At 58.8% G+C, this 16,758-nt stretch carries 18 protein-coding genes; 9 read left to right on the forward strand and 9 right to left on the reverse strand.

The features are described 5' to 3' along the window. The first annotated feature begins 203 nt into the window (after positions 1-203). The 5 genes from purL (at position 204) to grxD (ending at position 4,037) form a co-directional block, all read left to right on the forward strand. The gene (gene purL / locus J7412_RS12655) at positions 204-2,363 is read left to right on the forward strand and encodes a phosphoribosylformylglycinamidine synthase subunit PurL (protein WP_209078968.1); all 2,160 of its coding nucleotides are present in this window, start codon (positions 204-206) and stop codon (positions 2,361-2,363) included. Positions 2,364-2,436: 73 nt separating this feature from the next. Further along, on the forward strand, positions 2,437-2,892 hold the full coding sequence (locus J7412_RS12660; protein WP_209062361.1) for a hypothetical protein: 456 nt from the start codon (positions 2,437-2,439) through the stop codon (positions 2,890-2,892). 78 nt (positions 2,893-2,970) lie between these two features. Further along, a complete protein-coding gene (locus tag J7412_RS12665) occupies positions 2,971-3,207 on the forward strand; it encodes a BolA/IbaG family iron-sulfur metabolism protein (RefSeq protein ID WP_209062359.1) in 237 nt (78 codons plus the stop codon). Continuing rightward, positions 3,207-3,446: a hypothetical protein gene (locus J7412_RS12670; protein ID WP_209078969.1), complete on the forward strand. Its 240-nt coding sequence runs from the start codon at positions 3,207-3,209 to the stop codon at positions 3,444-3,446. Before J7412_RS12665 ends, J7412_RS12670 begins: the two co-directional genes overlap by 1 nt. Before the next feature lie 228 nt (positions 3,447-3,674). Then, positions 3,675-4,037, forward strand: coding sequence for a Grx4 family monothiol glutaredoxin (gene grxD, locus J7412_RS12675; protein ID WP_209062357.1), 363 nt, complete (start codon positions 3,675-3,677; stop codon positions 4,035-4,037). A gap of 254 nt (positions 4,038-4,291) precedes the next feature. Here the strand turns inward: grxD and J7412_RS12680 are convergent, their stop codons facing one another. The 3 genes from J7412_RS12680 to J7412_RS12690 are packed head-to-tail and all read right to left on the reverse strand — an operon-like array spanning position 4,292 to position 6,059. Then, positions 4,292-4,912, reverse strand: a complete 621-nt coding sequence (locus J7412_RS12680) for a YiiX/YebB-like N1pC/P60 family cysteine hydrolase (protein WP_209078970.1) — start codon at positions 4,910-4,912, stop codon at positions 4,292-4,294. After that, entirely contained in the window at positions 4,909-5,304 is a 396-nt protein-coding gene (locus J7412_RS12685) for a cell division protein ZapA (protein ID WP_209062353.1), read from the reverse strand. Before J7412_RS12685 ends, J7412_RS12680 begins: the two co-directional genes overlap by 4 nt. Then, complete coding sequence (locus J7412_RS12690) at positions 5,304-6,059, reverse strand: hypothetical protein (RefSeq protein ID WP_209078971.1); 756 nt, start codon at positions 6,057-6,059, stop codon at positions 5,304-5,306. The genes J7412_RS12685 and J7412_RS12690 overlap by 1 nt, the downstream gene beginning before the upstream one ends. Positions 6,060-6,340: 281 nt before the next feature. Between J7412_RS12690 and tkt the strand changes: the two genes are divergently transcribed. Then, a complete protein-coding gene (tkt, locus tag J7412_RS12695) occupies positions 6,341-8,362 on the forward strand; it encodes a transketolase (RefSeq protein WP_209078972.1) in 2,022 nt (673 codons plus the stop codon). 113 nt (positions 8,363-8,475) lie between these two features. On the opposite strand, the gene J7412_RS12700 is transcribed toward tkt, so the two are convergent. Further along, the gene (locus tag J7412_RS12700) at positions 8,476-8,889 is read right to left on the reverse strand and encodes a hypothetical protein (protein ID WP_209078973.1); all 414 of its coding nucleotides are present in this window, start codon (positions 8,887-8,889) and stop codon (positions 8,476-8,478) included. A 209-nt stretch (positions 8,890-9,098) separates the two neighbouring features. On the opposite strand from J7412_RS12700, the gene J7412_RS12705 reads away from it, so the two are divergent. Beyond that, entirely contained in the window at positions 9,099-9,845 is a 747-nt protein-coding gene (locus J7412_RS12705; RefSeq protein WP_209078974.1) for a lysophospholipid acyltransferase family protein, read from the forward strand. A gap of 24 nt (positions 9,846-9,869) precedes the next feature. Here J7412_RS12705 and J7412_RS12710 read toward each other — a convergent pair whose 3' ends face one another. Beyond that, positions 9,870-10,751, reverse strand: coding sequence for a lysophospholipid acyltransferase family protein (locus tag J7412_RS12710; protein ID WP_209062343.1), 882 nt, complete (start codon positions 10,749-10,751; stop codon positions 9,870-9,872). Between the two features lie 123 nt (positions 10,752-10,874). Continuing rightward, positions 10,875-11,855 (reverse strand): DUF808 domain-containing protein, encoded by a 981-nt coding sequence (locus J7412_RS12715; protein ID WP_209078975.1) that lies wholly within the window; start codon positions 11,853-11,855, stop codon positions 10,875-10,877. Positions 11,856-11,903: 48 nt separating this feature from the next. Here J7412_RS12715 and J7412_RS12720 point away from each other — a divergent pair, with 48 nt between their 5' ends. Next, entirely contained in the window at positions 11,904-13,109 is a 1,206-nt protein-coding gene (locus tag J7412_RS12720; RefSeq protein WP_209078976.1) for a hypothetical protein, read from the forward strand. A gap of 33 nt (positions 13,110-13,142) precedes the next feature. On the opposite strand, the gene coaD is transcribed toward J7412_RS12720, so the two are convergent. The 3 genes from coaD to J7412_RS12735 all read right to left on the reverse strand — a co-directional run bounded on the left by coaD (position 13,143) and on the right by J7412_RS12735 (position 15,133). Further along, positions 13,143-13,640, reverse strand: a complete 498-nt coding sequence (coaD, locus tag J7412_RS12725; RefSeq protein WP_209078977.1) for a pantetheine-phosphate adenylyltransferase — start codon at positions 13,638-13,640, stop codon at positions 13,143-13,145. A 104-nt stretch (positions 13,641-13,744) separates the two neighbouring features. Continuing rightward, on the reverse strand, positions 13,745-14,179 hold the full coding sequence (locus J7412_RS12730; RefSeq protein WP_209062336.1) for a CBS domain-containing protein: 435 nt from the start codon (positions 14,177-14,179) through the stop codon (positions 13,745-13,747). A 57-nt stretch (positions 14,180-14,236) separates the two neighbouring features. Next, complete coding sequence (locus tag J7412_RS12735) at positions 14,237-15,133, reverse strand: LysR family transcriptional regulator (RefSeq protein WP_209062334.1); 897 nt, start codon at positions 15,131-15,133, stop codon at positions 14,237-14,239. A gap of 101 nt (positions 15,134-15,234) precedes the next feature. Between J7412_RS12735 and J7412_RS12740 the strand changes: the two genes are divergently transcribed. Then, positions 15,235-16,734 carry a CoA-acylating methylmalonate-semialdehyde dehydrogenase gene (locus tag J7412_RS12740; protein WP_209078978.1) on the forward strand — a complete coding sequence of 500 codons (1,500 nt, stop codon included), beginning with the start codon at positions 15,235-15,237 and terminating at the stop codon, positions 16,732-16,734. The last annotated feature ends 24 nt before the right edge of the window (positions 16,735-16,758 follow it).

The raw sequence follows: 16,758 nt of genomic DNA on the forward strand, positions 1-16,758 counted from the left end.
CCAAACAGACAAAGAGCCGCCCTCATTTCGGGGCGGCTCTTTTCTTTGACGCACGCCCTAACCCGCATTTCACCTGCCCGAAGCGGCGGCACAGGCCGCGCCAGAAACACGCCATGATACCGATAACGTCAAACCCTCTTCCCCTTTGCGTCCGCCTGCCCTAAAAGCCCTTCAAACGCTACTTTTTGGGGGAAGCACGCACCATGCAGGAACCGGCCATCACCACCGATCTCATCGAAGCCCATGGACTGAAACCTGACGAATACGAGCTGATCCTAGAGATCATTGGCCGCGAACCCACATTCACCGAGCTCGGCATCTTCTCGGCGATGTGGAACGAGCACTGCTCTTACAAATCCTCCAAGAAATGGCTGCGCACCCTGCCCACCGATGGCCCTCAGGTGATCTGCGGCCCGGGCGAAAACGCGGGCATCGTCGACATCGGCGACGGCGACGCGGTTGTTTTCAAAATGGAAAGCCACAACCACCCGTCCTACATCGAGCCCTATCAGGGCGCGGCGACCGGCGTGGGTGGCATTCTGCGCGATGTCTTCACCATGGGCGCCCGCCCCATCGCGGCGATGAACTCCCTGTCCTTCGGTGAAACCGGCCACCATAAGACCAAACAGCTTGTGAACGGCGTGGTCGAGGGTGTCGGCGGCTACGGCAACTGTTTCGGCGTGCCAACCGTGGGCGGCGAAGTGCGCTTCCACCCGGCCTATAACGGCAACTGTCTTGTGAATGCGTTCGCCGCCGGTCTCGCCAAGACCGACGGCATTTTTTATTCCGCAGCCTCCGGCGTCGGCATGCCGGTTGTGTATCTCGGTGCAAAAACCGGCCGTGACGGCGTCGGCGGCGCAACCATGGCCTCTGCGGAATTTGACGACACCATCGAAGAAAAGCGCCCCACCGTTCAGGTTGGCGACCCCTTCACAGAAAAACGCCTGATGGAAGCCACGCTGGAGCTGATGCAGACCGGCGCCGTGATCTCCATTCAGGACATGGGCGCCGCGGGTCTTACCTGCTCCGCCGTGGAAATGGGCGACAAAGGCCAGCTTGGCGTGAAGCTCAATCTCGAAGACGTGCCACAGCGCGAAGACAACATGACAGCCTATGAAATGATGCTGTCTGAGTCTCAGGAACGTATGCTCATGGTGCTGAAGCCAGAGCTTGAAGCCGAAGCGCGCGCCGTCTTTGAGAAATGGGATCTCGACTTTGCCATCGTTGGTGAAACCATCGCCGAAGACCGCTTCCTGATCCTGCACAACGGCGAAGTCAAAGCCGACCTGCCGCTGTCTCCACTCTCTGGCCGTGCGCCGGAATATGACCGCCCATGGGTGGAAACCCCAGCCGCGGAAGAGCTGGCCGAGGTGCCGCAGATCGACGGTATCGATGGCCTCAAAGCGCTGATCTCCTCGCCAAACTACGCCGGCAAACAGTGGGTCTATGAGCAATATGACACCACCGTCATGGGCGACACCGCACAGCGTCCCGGCATGGGTTCCGGCGTGATCCGCGTGCATGGCACCGACAAGAAACTGGCCTTCACCTCTGACGTGACCCCACGCTACGTGAAAGCCAACCCGGTTGAAGGTGGCAAACAGGCGGTGGCTGAAGCCTTCCGCAACCTCTCAGCTGTGGGCGCCAAGCCTCTGGCAACAACAGACAATCTGAACTTCGGAAACCCCGAAAAGCCAGAGATCATGGGCCAGTTTGTCGGCGCGATCAAAGGCATCGGCGAGGCGGTGGCCGCGCTGGATATGCCCATCGTGTCTGGCAACGTCAGCCTCTATAACGAGACCGACGGTTCCGCGATCCTGCCAACCCCCACCATCGGTGCGGTTGGCCTCATCGCGGCAAACGAAGAGCCGATCCTTGGCGAAGTGCGCGACGGTCACGTGGCCCTGCTGATCGGGGACACTACCGGTCACCTCGGCCAATCCGCCCTGCTTGCAGAAGTCTTCAACCGCGAAGACGGCGATGCCCCACATGTGGATCTGGCAGCCGAGCGCAAGAACGGCGAATTCATCCGCGAAAACCGCGACTGGATCAAAGCCTGCACCGACCTCGCGGACGGCGGCCTCGCGCTGGCCGCCTTTGAACTGGCCGAAGGTGCTGGCGTCGGTGTTCAACTGGATGTGGACGACACTCCAACCCTCTTTGGCGAGGATCAGGCGCGCTATCTGGTGGCCTGTAACTTCGATCAGGCCGAAGCGCTGATGATTAACGCCTCCAAAGCTGGCATCACGATCACCACCGTTGGCAAATTTGGCGGCGACACCGTGAAATTCGGCGGCTCTGAAGCCACGCTGGCGGAACTGTCTGACACCTTCCGCAGCAGCTTCGCTGCCGCCGTTGCCTGATCTTATGGAGGGCGGGCGCCCCACGCTTCCGCCCCTCACGGATGACTGTGCAAGCTGCGCAGCGCTTTGCTGCGTGGCTTACCCATTTGATGCGGATGAGGATTTCGCCCTCATCAAACGCGCAGACGATCCCTGCCCCAATCTCTCCGACAGCTGTTTCAACTGTACGATCCACGCCGATCTGATCCCGCGCGGCTTTGGCGGTTGCGTCGCCTATTCCTGCGCGGGGGCTGGCCAGCGTGTCACCCAAGAGCTGTTTGACGGAGAGCACTGGCGCGAAGATCCCGATCTTCTGGGCCATATGACCTATGCCCTGCGCGTCGTGCGCCCCATTCACGAAGCGCTCCTGCTTCTGCAGCAAGCCGCCCAGATCCCTGTGCCCGCCAGCGTTGCTGCACAGCGCGAAGCCCTTGTCGCCGCGCTCTGCCCCGAGGATCCGAAGTCCATCTATGACTTTGAGGAGCCGGAGGTGCAGGACGCCCTCGCCGATGTGCCCGCCTTTCTGCAATCGCTCGCACCGTTTGTTTAAAAGCTTCCGCCGAAACCGACTTGCGGAGCATTCGGCCAAGCCCTACATTTTTTCTGAACAAGACAAAGGAACGCCTCCATGCCAATGACAGCTCACCAAATTGAGGAACTGCTGCGCGAGACCTTTCCGGATGCCGAAATCCAAGTCGGCGGCTCGGACGGTGTGCACATGTCCGCCATGGTGGTTGACGAAAGCTTCCGCGGTAAGAACCGCGTGCAACAACAGCGCGCCGTCTATGCCGCCCTCAAAGGCAAGATGGACGGGCCGTCGGGCGAGTTGCACGCCTTAGCCCTGACCACAAAGGCACCGGAATAATGCCCCTCAGCGGGCTGGCCGGTGGGCTGATCTTTGCGGTCTGCGCCCTTGGCGCATTGGTCGCATGGTTCAGCCGCAACCGCAGCCCGCTTGTGCAGGACGAGGACGATCCGGACTACCATCACCTGCGCTCCGAATATCAATCCGGGGTTGGGGGTGGCGACACCCGCACATGGAAAGTCCCCAAAGACCCGCAGGAATACGCCCGCCTGTTTGTCCCAAAGGACAAAGACAATTAGCATTGGTTGAACTCCGGCCCTCTTCGGTGGATTGCGCTTTTCGGTGACACCTTTTTGAAAGAGTAGTCCTTTGGACACAGTCCCAGTATGGTTCCTCATCAAAATAATTGATCTTGCTTACGGCGTTGCGATCACCATATGTGAGTTCAAGAAACTTCTTAAATATGGGCCGAGGTTCTGGCGCGTCGAACGACAGCTACGATACCGCGCTTGGAAACGGAGAAAAGAATGACCGACGTTAAAGACCGTATCGACGAAACCGTCAAAGCCAGCGATGTGGTGCTCTTCATGAAAGGCACCAAAGACATGCCCCAGTGCGGCTTCTCCTCCCGCGTGGCTGGCGTGCTGAACTACATGGGGGTGGACTACACCGACGTGAACGTGCTGGCCGACGAAGACGTGCGTCAGGGCATCAAGGATTACTCCGACTGGCCAACCATCCCGCAGCTCTACGTCAAAGGCGAGTTTGTGGGCGGCTGCGACATCATCACCGAGATGACCCTGTCCGGCGAGCTCGACACTATGTTTGACGACAACGGCGTGACCTACGACAAAGACGCCGCCGACAAAATCCGCGAAGCCAACGCATAAGCTTTCGGACATATCTTATTGAAAAGCCCCACCAAATCGGCGGGGCTTTTTTGTTATTCAGATTATCGTCCAACAAATCTGCAGCAACTGTATCGGGTCATCTAGACCAGCCCCCGGCCCTGGGTGGGAGTGAAGCCCCCTCCCTTGGGGAGGGCCCGCACGGAGGGACTGGGGCTGGTCGGCTACGCCTCCTGCAAGTTGGTGGAGACCGTCCGTTTCAGATTTTTAGGACGGTGCTTCAAAGGTCATCCGCGTCAGCGCATGTCACTTGCATAGCCGGGAACGCGGCCTTCCACGTGATAGATCTCCAGCCGCGCATCACGGCTCAATCCCGCAGGATGGGAGCCCGCAGCCCCTTCCGGCACCTCGCGGCCCACTTCCGCATAATGCGCCACCCAGTCTTCCAGCAACGCACCGCTCTGCACATCGCGAAAACTCAATGGCGTGTTGGGAAACACCGCCACCCCATTGTTGGCATGGCGAAACATCTCAAGGATCAACTCACTGCAATAGAGAGCCTCGGGGCTGCTGGTGTAGTAAGGATCATAAGGCACGCCAAGGCGCGACAGCCCAAAAGTCAGCGCCGCCGGGATCAACGGACGATAAGGCGCGCGCAACCTCGCAAACATCAACCGTGGCCGCGCCTCACTGCAAAGGCTCCGGTCTGAATACTCCGCCAGCGAGGTCACGCGGACGGCCGGATCAATCGCCTCCAGAACCGACAGCGCCCCGTCTTGGGCGACAACAATACCAACGTGATTGACCCGTGCTCCACGGTGGCCTTCCACCACCGCAGAGATCAGATTGTCCTCCGCGCCCAAAGCGGCGAAAATCAAATCACCCGGGGCCAGTTGCGGCGCGGATGGGCGGCTCACCCAGCCGCTTTCTCTTCCACCAGATCAGCCAGCGCTTCTGCGCGTGCGGCCATTTCGGCCATGGCTTGGGTCACAGCTTCAGGGATCACAGGCACTTCCACCTGCTCAGGCTCTGGAGCTGGCGCGTCTTTCAGCGCTTTGATCTCTTCGTCACGCGCCGCCAGCTTGGCTTCCGCCTCACGCAGCTGATCTTCCAGACCCGCAGTTTTATCCGCCAGCATCAGACCCGCCATCAAGAGCATGCGCGCCTCAGGAATGCGGCCCGCCTGTTCAATCAGAACCTTGGCCTGCTCATCCAGCATCTGCGCCGCTGCGCGCAGGAAATGCTGTTCTCCGTCTTGGCAGGCGACCTCAAAAACCCGTCCGCCAATCTCAATCTGTACCTCAGGCATCAAGCTTCTCCTGTCTCATCTGCCATGGCCGGAGCCGCCTCTTCCACCTGTGGCTCGTCTGCCTCGGCTGCGTTTTCTCCCGCGGTGCCCTGCACCAGCGGGCGCAGCTCTGCGAGGATCAGCGCCGTTTCGGTCACCTCAGCCTCACGCAAAGCGGTCAACGTCGCCAGATCGGCTTTCAGCGCCTCGTTCACAGCGGATGGATCGACCATCTCACCTTTCTCGACCTGGTCGCGCAGCACCTGATTGGTGGTGCGCTCACGCCGCGCCATCTGGCGCAAACGGCGCAGACGTTTGGCAAGCTCGTCAAGCAAGGCGCGGTTGGCTTCAACCTCAGGGCTCACGCCCCCCGCATCCGCAGCACTCGGCGCCGCACTCGCAGCCTCTGCGGCCGCATCCGCAGCCGCGGCTGCCGCTGTTTCTGCAGCTTCGGCGCGCGCCTCAGCGGCGATCAGCGACTGAGAGGCCTCTTCCTGAGCGGCTTCAGCAATCTTTACGGTATCCTCAGCGGCGGCGCGGGCTTCTTTCTCCGCGGCCAGCTCTGCTTCCAGATCCGATTGGCGCGCGGTCAGTGCCCGAACGCGCTCTTCCATTTGTGCGGTGACCAGCGCCTCATTTTCCAGCGCCCGCCGCAAGGCTTGAACATCTTCACCCTCATCAGGCTCAGCAACCACAGCCTGCATCGCATCCACGCCGCGTCCAATCCGCTCCAGCGCAGCGCTCAACCTGCCTTCAAGTTCGCTGATGTCACTCATTTGCCTCGTCCTTTCTGGTCCGGTTCTTATTGACCCGTGTATCGCGCCGATACAGCTATCGCAGTCGCGAATCGCCGCCAAGCGCATAATGTCGCGATCTTATCCAATGGACAGGCAAAATGCGCCCCCCCAAGGCCTGAAATCCCGTCAGGTTCCGAAAGCGGCTCTGAGCCCGACAAAGCCTTTAAAAAACGGCATTCCGGCGGAGTGGCGTGTTGCTATTGGCCATAATCCTGCTATTGACCCAGCAACCAAAACCCCAACCCAGAGGAGCGCAAGACGTGGACATCGCCGCCCTGCGTGAAAAGAACCCTGAACATTGGATGAAAGCCACCGCCATTCGTGCTCTGACACTGGACGCTGTGGCCGCTGCAAACTCCGGTCACTCTGGCATGCCGATGGGCATGGCGGATGTGGCAACAGTGCTGTTTGAAAAGCACATGAAGTTTGACGTTGCCGCGCCAAACTGGCCGGACCGCGACCGTTTCATCCTGTCTGCTGGCCACGGCTCCATGCTGATCTATTCGCTGCTCTATCTCATGGGTGACAAGCAGGTCACGCTGGAGCAGGTGAAGAACTTCCGCCAGATGGGCGCGCTCACCGCGGGCCACCCAGAAAACTTCCTGATCGACGCCGTGGAAACCACCACCGGCCCGCTTGGTCAGGGCATCTCCAACGCTGTGGGCTTTGCCATGGCCGAAGAGATCCAGCGCGCGCAATACGGCCGCAAGCTGGTGGATCACTACACCTATGTGATCGCAGGCGACGGCTGCCTGATGGAAGGCATCTCCCAGGAGGCGATCGGCCTTGCGGGCCGCCACAGCCTCGGCCATCTGATCGTGCTCTGGGACAACAACAACATCACCATCGACGGTACAGTTGAGCTCTCTGACCGCACCGATCAGGTCAAGCGCTTCAAAGCCTCCGGCTGGCATGTGCTGGAAATCGACGGCCACGATCCGGAAGCGATCGACGCCGCGATCGAAGCTGCGAAGAAAACCAAGAAACCGTCCATGATTGCGTGCAAAACTCACATCGCAATCGGCCACGCGGCACAGGACACCTCCAAAGGCCACGGCGCCCTGACCGACGCAGAGCAGCTTGCTGCCGCCAAAGAGGTCTACGGCTGGCCGGGTGCGGCTTTCGAAGTGCCTGCCGACATCAAATCCCAGTGGGAAGCCATCGGCTCCCGCGGTGCAGAAGAGCGCGCCGCATGGGAAGGCCGCTTTGCTGAGGCCTCCAAGCAGAAGCAGGACCGTTTCAACCGCGCCTACGCTCTGGAAGCCCCGAAAAAGCTCTCCGCAACCGTGAAAGCGCTGAAAAAGCAGATCTCTGAGGATCAGCCTTCCGTCGCCACCCGGAAATCTTCCGAAATGGCGCTGGCAGCGATCAACCCGATCATGCCGGAAACCGTGGGCGGCTCTGCTGACCTGACCGGCTCCAACAACACCAAGACCGGCGACCTCGGCGTGTTTGACACCGACAACCGCAAGGGTCGTTATGTGTATTGGGGCATCCGTGAGCACGGCATGGCCGCTGCGATGAACGGCATGGCGCTGCACGGCGGCATCCGCCCCTACGGCGGCACCTTCTTCTGCTTCACCGACTATGCACGTCCTTCCATGCGTCTGGCTGCTCTGAGCAAAATCCCCACCGTTTTCGTGATGACCCACGATTCCATCGGTGTGGGCGAAGATGGCCCAACCCACCAGCCGGTTGAACACCTCGCGATCTGCCGCGCGACCCCGAACACCTATGTGTTCCGTCCAGCAGACTCCGTGGAAACTGCCGAAGCTTGGGAAATCGCGCTGACCAGCAAAGAGACCCCTTCCGTGATGGCCCTGACCCGTCAGAACCTGCCAACCGTGCGTACCGAGCACAAACTGGCAAACCTGACCGAGAAAGGCGCTTATGTGCTGGCAGAGGCCGAGGGCAAACGTCAGGTGATCCTGATCGCCACCGGCTCTGAAGTCTCCACCGCGATGGAAGCCAAGGCGCTTCTGGAAGCGGAAGGCATCGGCACCCGCGTGGTCTCCATGCCCTGCATGGAGCTCTTTGCTCAGCAAGACGAAGCCTACCGCCGCAAGGTTCTGCCAGCCGGCGCAGCCGTCCGCGTTGGCGTCGAAGCCGCTGTGCGCGCTGGTGGCTGGGATCAGTGGCTGCTCGGCGAACGCGCCCGCGCTGGCAAATCCGACTTCGTCGGCATGTCAAGCTTCGGCGCCTCCGCCCCAGCGGGCGAGCTGTTTGAAAAGTTTGGCATCACCGCAGCCAATGTGGCGGAAAAAGCCAAAGCCCTGCTGTAAGAGCGAACTATAACCTATTGAAAAGGCGCCTATTTGGGGCGCCTTTTTTTGTGCTGACGCAAAACTTAGTGCCTCCGGCGGGGATATTTTTGGCAAGAGGAAACCTGATGGCGTCAAATGTAAGACGTCACAATTTGCATCCCAGAGATGGCGCAAACAAGCAGCAGCGCCTGACCGTATGTCTTAAGACGCAGCTGTGGCCATGCCTCGGATGAATAGCTAGCGCGCCCCAGAGCATTCGTAACGCTCCAGATGGCAGATGCACCCAGCCCAAAGCCGAGTGTGAGCGCCGCATAGAAGACGCTGTCAAATGCCCCCGTCACAACAACATAGATCGTCATAACGACGATCAGGGCGATGCAGATTTTGCGACGCTTGTTTCCCCTGAAGACAAAAGCGGCCTCACCGCCTTTCGTGCCCTCTTTGGCCTGCCTCTGCGCCAGACCAAAAACCAGCATCCCCCAGACAAAGCAAAATACCAGCGCAAAACTCGCCATGAGAAAAGCATACCAAATCAAGTCTTCCATAATGCCCGTTTCCCAAACCCGTTAATCTACTCAAGCGGGTTTCCTTCATCACTGCGGTACGATTAAGGCGACTTTGTGCATAGAAACAGATCGCGCGCCCTTTGCCCCCTAACAGCACATGTTTCCACATTCCCCCTATCCTTCCGCACCGTAACCCTCTATCAGCAGCGGAACGCCAATGGGCCAAGGCCCCAGCTCAGGACCCCAACATGCTGCTCACCCTTGCCAAGCGGATCCTCCTGCTGCCCGTCGGCCCAGCCATCTTTCTGTTTCTGGCTTTTGCCCCCACGGTCTGCGGCACCAGGAAAGGCTTTCGCGGCTGGTACTGGCGGCGGGTGTCGCGCGCCTGTTCCCTGCTGCTGTGGTTTCTCGATGTGAAGGTCGAAATCTCAGACGCCGCCCGCGAGGCGCTGCGCACGGATGAAAACTCCATCATCGCGGTCAACCACCGCAGCCATCTGGATGGGTTCACCATGCTGCATGTGATCCCCGATGAGAAATGGGTGACCTTCGGGGCCAAGAAAGAGCTCTGCGAGGCCGCACTTTTGAAGCGTGGTTTTGAGGGCGCAGGCCTTTTGAAGATTGACCGCCAAAAGGGCCGTAATGCGCTATCCTCGCTCACAGAAGCCATCACAGAGATGCCCGCACGCCGCTCCCCGATCCTCTTTGTCGAGGGCACCCGCGCCACCAAGCCGGGCCTTGCACCGTTCAAAGCGGGCGCCGTTCTGGTCGCACAGCAAACCGGCCGCGCCATCCGTCCCTTTGTGATCAGCCACTCCGACAGGCTCCTGCCGCGCGGCAAGTTTTTCCCGTTCAAAGGCACCGTCCACATCGATGTGCTCGATCAGATGAGTTTTGCCAAGGATGAGAACACCGACGCAGCAGTCGCTCGACTGCGCAGCGCAATGGCCCACGCTTATGACGCGCAAACCGGTGAAACCACCTCAGAGGTCTGAGCAAACGCAGCCCCAAGCCGCAGCTTAGCGGCGCATGTCTTTCCAGCGGCGCAGCAGCCAGTACCACTGATCCGGCTTTTCCAAAATACGGGCAGACAGATTGTCGTTGAACGCCTGCGTCATGGTGCGCGGATCGCTGGGCTCGATCGGCGCTTCAAATTCCACGTCGATATCACTGCTGTTGTCCCGCCGCGTGCCAAAAACCGGCATAAACGGCACATCGTATTTGAGCGCCAGCCGTGCCGCTGCCAGCGAGGTCAGCGCATCAAACCCCAGAAACGGCATCATCTCACCGTCCACGGTTTTTTCATCGAGCAGGATCGCCACAAATCCACCGGCGCGCAGATGGCGCACCATCGCCTTGGTGCCATTTGGCCCCGTGGTCAGCGCAGGCCGTCCGCCCTGCTCAATGCCGCGTGACAAGAGCCGTTGATAGTGACGGTTGCTCTGACGCCGATAGACCCCAGCGGTTTCCATACCGCGATGCTTCAGCACCGCGCGCACAGCTTCCCATTGCCCGAAATGGCCGGACACAAGGATCGCCCCTTTGCCCTCAGCTCGCGCTTTTTCCAAAATCTCAAGACCGGGGCCTGAGATGTGGAAATGCTCCTGCCCTGCCTGAAACTCGGTGTTGTGGAACACTTCGAACAGGGTGCGCCCCATGTTCTGCCCCATCTTCCGGCTCAGGGCCAACCGCTCCGCCCGCGGCATATCCGGATAGATGCGCAGAACCTCCCGGTCAAACCGCCGCCGCGCAATCGGGATCCAGCGCATGACCCAGCCAATCATATTACCAAGGCTGCGCGCCCGCTTGTCATACCTGCGCCATTTCGACGAGGTCAGCGCGGTCCACAAGGGAATATAGCGGAGATGTTGCCAGATGTATTTTACAGGACGTGCAAGCATTTGCTCTGTATGGGCTAGTTTGCGGGTATGTCCAATCCAATAAGTGTCACACCCGCAAAAATCTGAAATGCGCGTTTAAAAAACGCCGTGATCGGCGATCTTACGCCAATGCGCGCTTCATGCTTAATGCGCGGCCTCTTCATCTTTGCCAAAGATCGCGCCCCAGATCGGACCAATCACTTTGGTCGCCACCGGGATCAAAGCCGCGCCAAGCACGAGGCCAAAGACCCCATCCATCGCCGCCTTGCTGGTCCACTCCACAAAGCCCTCATAGGCCGCCGGAACCGCATGGCCCGCCGCATAGGCCCAGTCATGGATATGATGGCCAAGCCAGCCAAAGCCCAGCTCTTCGAGACCATGGATCACAATGGAGCCGCCAACCCACAGCATCGCCGCCGTGCCAACAAGGGTCAGCAGTTTCATGAAATAGGGCATGCCACGCACGAGACCTCGGCCAATCGCACGGGTCAGCGACCAGTCACCGCCCGCATACATCGCCAGCCCCACATCATCCATCTTCACGATCAGCGCCACAGAGCCATAGACCGCCACGGTGATGCCCACCCCGGCCAGCGCCAATGTGGAGGCTTCCATCCAGAAATTGCTCTCCGGAATGCCCGAGAGGATGATGGTCATGATTTCCGCAGACAGGATGAAATCCGTCTTGATCGCGCCTGCGGCCTTCTTCTCTTCCAGATGCGCCGGATCGCCCTCAGCCTCGTCTTCTGCGCCATGATGGGTGTCATGCGGCACAAAGGCGTGCAGCACTTTTTCAGCACCCTCAAAACACAGATAGGCCCCGCCCAGCATCAACAGCGGCGAAATCAGCCAGGGGGCAAAGTTGGCCAGCAGCAACGCCGCCGGCAACAGGATCAACAGCTTGTTGCGGATCGAGCCTTTGGCGATTTTCCAGATGATCGGCAGCTCGCGCTTGGCTTCAAACCCATGCAGGTATTTCGGCGTTACCGCCGCATCATCGATCACCGCGCCCGCCGCCTTGGCACTGGCCTTCGCCGCGCCTGCCGCCACATCGTCAATCGAGGCCGCCGCCACTTTGGCAATGCCTGCCACATCATCCAACAACGCAAGCAATCCGCCAGCCATCTGCACCTCTTTGAGTTGATTTTGATAATACCCTGCCTTGGTATATAGTTGGATACAAGAACTATCCCTGCGTCGTATTTTTGGCGCACCTTCTGCTCTCCTCAGAGCAAAGAAAATTCGGTTTTATTTTCAGTTATCAAGTGCAAAAGTTTTCTAAATCTCATGTCTACACATAGTGAAACTGTAATCTCACCTGTTGTTCTGCCTCACGACGAAAGCGCCGCCCGTTCACGAAAACTGCTCGTAACTCTAACAGTTGTAGCCACGCTCATCGTCATCTTTACCGCGTTGATGATCGCCTTGGATTCGCCATCAGGCAGCACAGTGTCTCAAGACCCGAAACCAATAAACGGCATAACTGTTTTTGCCATACTTGTGTTGGCGGGCTTTTCCAGCGCTGTCGTAGGAGGTTTTTTTGGATTTATGTTCGGCATGCCACGCGCTTTCTCGCGCCCAACATTAACAAACGACACCGGTGATCGAAATGGCGAAACATCTCAGGCTTCAAGCGATTGGACTAATAACAACTTGGTCGAAGTATCTGACTGGCTCACCAAAATCGTTGTCGGTCTGACACTTGTTAATCTCAATCACCTTGTCGGACTGATAGAAGCATGGGGCTTAGCAGTCGGCAGTGCTGCTGGCATGGACGGAACAACAGGCAAAGTGATTGGTGTTTCGCTCTTGCTAGCTAATTTTTGCTATGGTTTTGTTGGAATTTATGTACTGGCCCGTACGCGCCTATCTACCCTGATGGCTCGGAACTACCAAAAAATCCAGGCAACCTTGGAAAAAGAAGTCAGCTCATTGCGCTCATCGCAAGCTGAGCTGCAAGCCAATCTCAACACTACAATTTCCGATATATCGAACCCCACGAGCGCTACTTCGATCATGTTGGCACTATACCGCCCAAAACCGAATGGCTTTAAAGAGGCCATTGAACAAGGAGAGGAGGCGTTAAACCACATGGATGGCGAAGAGGCTGCACGTGTAAATGGATATCTCGCCTGTGCATATGGTCAAAAATTTGGCTTTGAGAAACAGGGTGGCGCAGATGCAGTCACTCTCGCCCAAATCGGAGATAAAGCCTATGAAGCCGCCAGACGTATGCTGCACCTAGACCCCACGCGCAAAGCTTGGCTGCGCGCGCTATTTGACGAAAGCGACCCAGGTTTTACCAAAGGCGAGAACGATCTGGTACCCCTCTACCAGGACCCTACACAACAAGAGCGGTTTGCCCAGCTGCTGAAATGAAAACCTATCTCATGATCTGAAGGACAATCGAACTCAGCGTTTGCCGAGCCGGTCCAGCAGCGCCTCATTGACCGCAGACGGCACAAATTTGGACACATCCCCATCCAGCCGTGCGATCTCTTTCACCAGCTTTGAGGCAATCGCCTGATGCTTCAGATCGGCCATCAGAAAGACGGTCTCGATGCTTGCATCCAAGGCACGGTTCATGCCGACCATCTGGTATTCATACTCAAAATCCGTGACCGCCCGCAGGCCGCGCACGATGATCTGAGCGCCCACCTCTTTGGCACAATCAATGAGCAGGTTTTCAAAGGGATGTACCAGAATTTCGACGCCGGTTTCTTCCGCCAGCTTGGCGCATTGCCCCTCGATCATGGCCACACGCTCTTCCAGCGAAAACAGCGGGCCTTTGTCGCGGTTGATCGCAACGCCAATCACCAGCCGGTCCACCAATTGTGTGGCGCGGCGAATAATATCGATGTGACCCAAAGTGATAGGGTCAAATGTGCCTGGGTAAAGCGCTGTGCGCATGGCATCCTCCCGTGGTCCTGCGCGCACGCAACATTATTGCGCGGCCATTTGCAAGACCTGTTTTCAGGATAGGTATTTCTGCGGGAATAAGACGTTGCGGCACCTCAGTGCCCCATGATCATGCCTTCCAACGCGTCCTTTTCCATCGCCAGTTCCGAGAGGCGCGCCTTGACCGTATCGCCCAGCGAAATAAGCCCCACCAGCGCGCCGTCTTCCATCACCGGCATATGGCGGAACCGCCCCTGGGTCATCTTCTCAAGCACGCTCACCGCATCATCATTGCGGGCACAGGTGACAAGCTCGGTTGTCATATAGTCGTCGATCTTGTCAGACAGACAGCCCACCCCGCGCTTGGCAAGCTGGCGCACAATGTCGCGCTCAGACAGAATGCCCAGCGGCACAACGCCGTCCTCAGACACAATCACCGTGCCAATGCCTTTATCGGAAAGGATTTTTGCCGCATCAGACACCAAGGTTCCGGGCTTCACCGTCAGCACACCTTCGGACCCTTTGGACTTGAGTATCTGATGAACGAGCATAGTGACCTCCGATATAAACTATAAGTAAGTCAAGCGTTGCCGCTCCTTAAACGCATGTCAAGCTTGCGCTTCCAGATGGGCCACCTCTTGCCGCATGCCTTCACAGAGCGCCTCAGAGAAGCGGTTGAGCCGCTCCAGCCGTCGATCATCCGCATGCCGTATGAGATAAAAGCTCCGGGTCAGGGAAATCTGATCCGGCAAAATCTTCACCACACCCCGGGCTGAGGGAATGGCAAAGTCATGCACAACCCCGATGCCTGATCCCGTGCGCACCCAGTTGAACTGCACCGAGGCCGAGTTTGACGCAAGACGCACCCGCTCCACACCCACCTCACTGAGGTAGTCCAGTTCCTTGTCAAAAATCATATCCGGGATATAGCCGGTCACCAGATGGTCCTTGAGATCGGCCACCTCATTGATCTTGGGGTGATTGCGCAGATACCAGCGCGCCGCCCCCAGATGGAGCTTGTAATCGGTGATCTTCTGAACTGTCAGCCGCCCGGCCGTGGGCGCGCTCACCGCGACCACCAGATCGGCCTCACGGCGCGACAGGCTCACCACACGGGGCAGTGCCACGATCTGGATATCAAGATCCGGGTTGTCCTCCGCGATCCGCGCACAGACCTGCGGCAACAGAAAATTCGCCACCCCGTCAGGCGCCCCGATACGGATCTGCCCGGACAGCCCTGTGCTTTGCCCCACCATTTCCTCAGTGGCTTCCTGAAGGCTCTGCTCCACCCGAAGCGCGTGGCTCATCAGGCGCTGCCCTGCATCGGTCAACGCATAGCCTGTTGGCGATTTCACAAACAGCGGTGCCTCAAACGCGGTCTCAAGCCGCGCCACACGCCGCCCCACCGTTGCCGGATCCACCTGCAACCGCCGCCCGGCCGCCGAAAGGCTCTCTTCGCGCGCCACCGCCAGAAACACCCGCATGTCATCCCACTGCACCATCACCCTGCCCCCTCTGTATTTTTGCAAAACAGTTTTGAACAGTTGTCTCTTTTCCACACATTTTTGCAAGCCTATTGTGTCGCCAAAGTTCAATGGAGGATGCCATGAAAGAGCTCACGCATTATATCAACGGCGAACACGTCAAAGGGACATCCGGCCGCTTTGCCGATGTTTTCAACCCGGCAACAGGCGAAGTTCAGGCCAAAGTGCCGCTGGCCAACAAGGCGGAAATGGACGCCGCCGTGGCCGCCGCTGCCGCCGCTCAGCCTGCATGGGGCGCGGTCAACCCGCAGCGCCGCGCACGTGTGCTGATGAAGTTTGTGGACCTGCTGCACCGCGATATGGACAAGCTGGCCGAAGCGCTGTCCTCTGAGCACGGCAAGACCTTCCCGGACGCCAAAGGCGACATCCAGCGCGGTCTGGAAGTGGCGGAATACTGCATCTCCGCACCGCAGATGCTCAAAGGGGAATACACCGACGCCGCAGGCCCGGGCATCGACATCTACTCCATGCGCCAGCCACTGGGCGTGACCGCGGGCATCACCCCGTTCAACTTCCCCGCCATGATCCCGATGTGGATGTTTGCGCCGGCCATCGCCTGCGGCAACGCCTTCATCCTGAAACCCTCCGAGCGTGACCCATCCGTGCCTCTGATGCTGGCCGAGCTGCTCGAAGAAGCGGGTCTGCCAAAAGGCATCATTCAGGTGGTGAACGGCGACAAAGAAGCCGTCGACGCGATCCTCTATGATGACGTAATCCAGTCTGTTGGCTTCGTGGGCTCCACCCCGATTGCCGAATACATCTACGGCACCGGCTGCGCACAAGGCAAACGTGTACAGTGCTTCGGTGGCGCCAAGAACCACATGATCATCATGCCCGACGCCGACATGGACCAGGCCGCAGACGCTCTGGTCGGTGCAGGCTACGGTGCGGCAGGCGAACGCTGCATGGCGATCTCCGTGGCTGTGCCTGTGGGCGAAGAGACCGCAGACAAGCTGCGCGACAAGCTGATCCCACGCATCGAGAAGCTCAAAATCGCACCTTACACCGCCGGTGACGATGTAGACTACGGCCCGGTTGTGACTGCCGCCGCCAAAGAAAACATCCTGCGTCTGGTGCAATCCGGCGTGGATCAGGGTGCGGATCTGGTGGTTGATGGCCGCGACTTCAACCTGCAGGGCTATGAAGACGGCTTCTTTGTGGGTCCGCATCTTTTTGACAATGTCACCAAAGACATGGACATCTACAAAACCGAAATCTTCGGCCCGGTTCTGTCCATGGTGCGCGCAAAATCCTATGAGGAAGCTCTGGGTCTGGCGATGGATCACGAGTACGGCAACGGCACCGCGATCTTCACCCGTGACGGCGACGCCGCCCGTGACTTCGCCAACCGCGTGAACGTCGGCATGGTGGGTGTGAACGTGCCGATCCCTGTGCCGCTGGCCTACCACACCTTTGGCGGCTGGAAGAAATCCGCCTTTGGTGACCTGAACCAGCACGGCCCGGATGCGTTCAAATTCTACACCCGCACCAAAACGGTGACCTCCCGCTGGCCATCTGGCATCAAAGAAGGCGGCGAGTTCCACTTTAAGCAGATGGATTGATCGAAAAACCAATCTGTGTTCATC

Source organism: Shimia sp. R9_3, from assembly GCF_017743755.1.
Classification (GTDB): Bacteria; Pseudomonadota; Alphaproteobacteria; order Rhodobacterales; family Rhodobacteraceae; genus Shimia.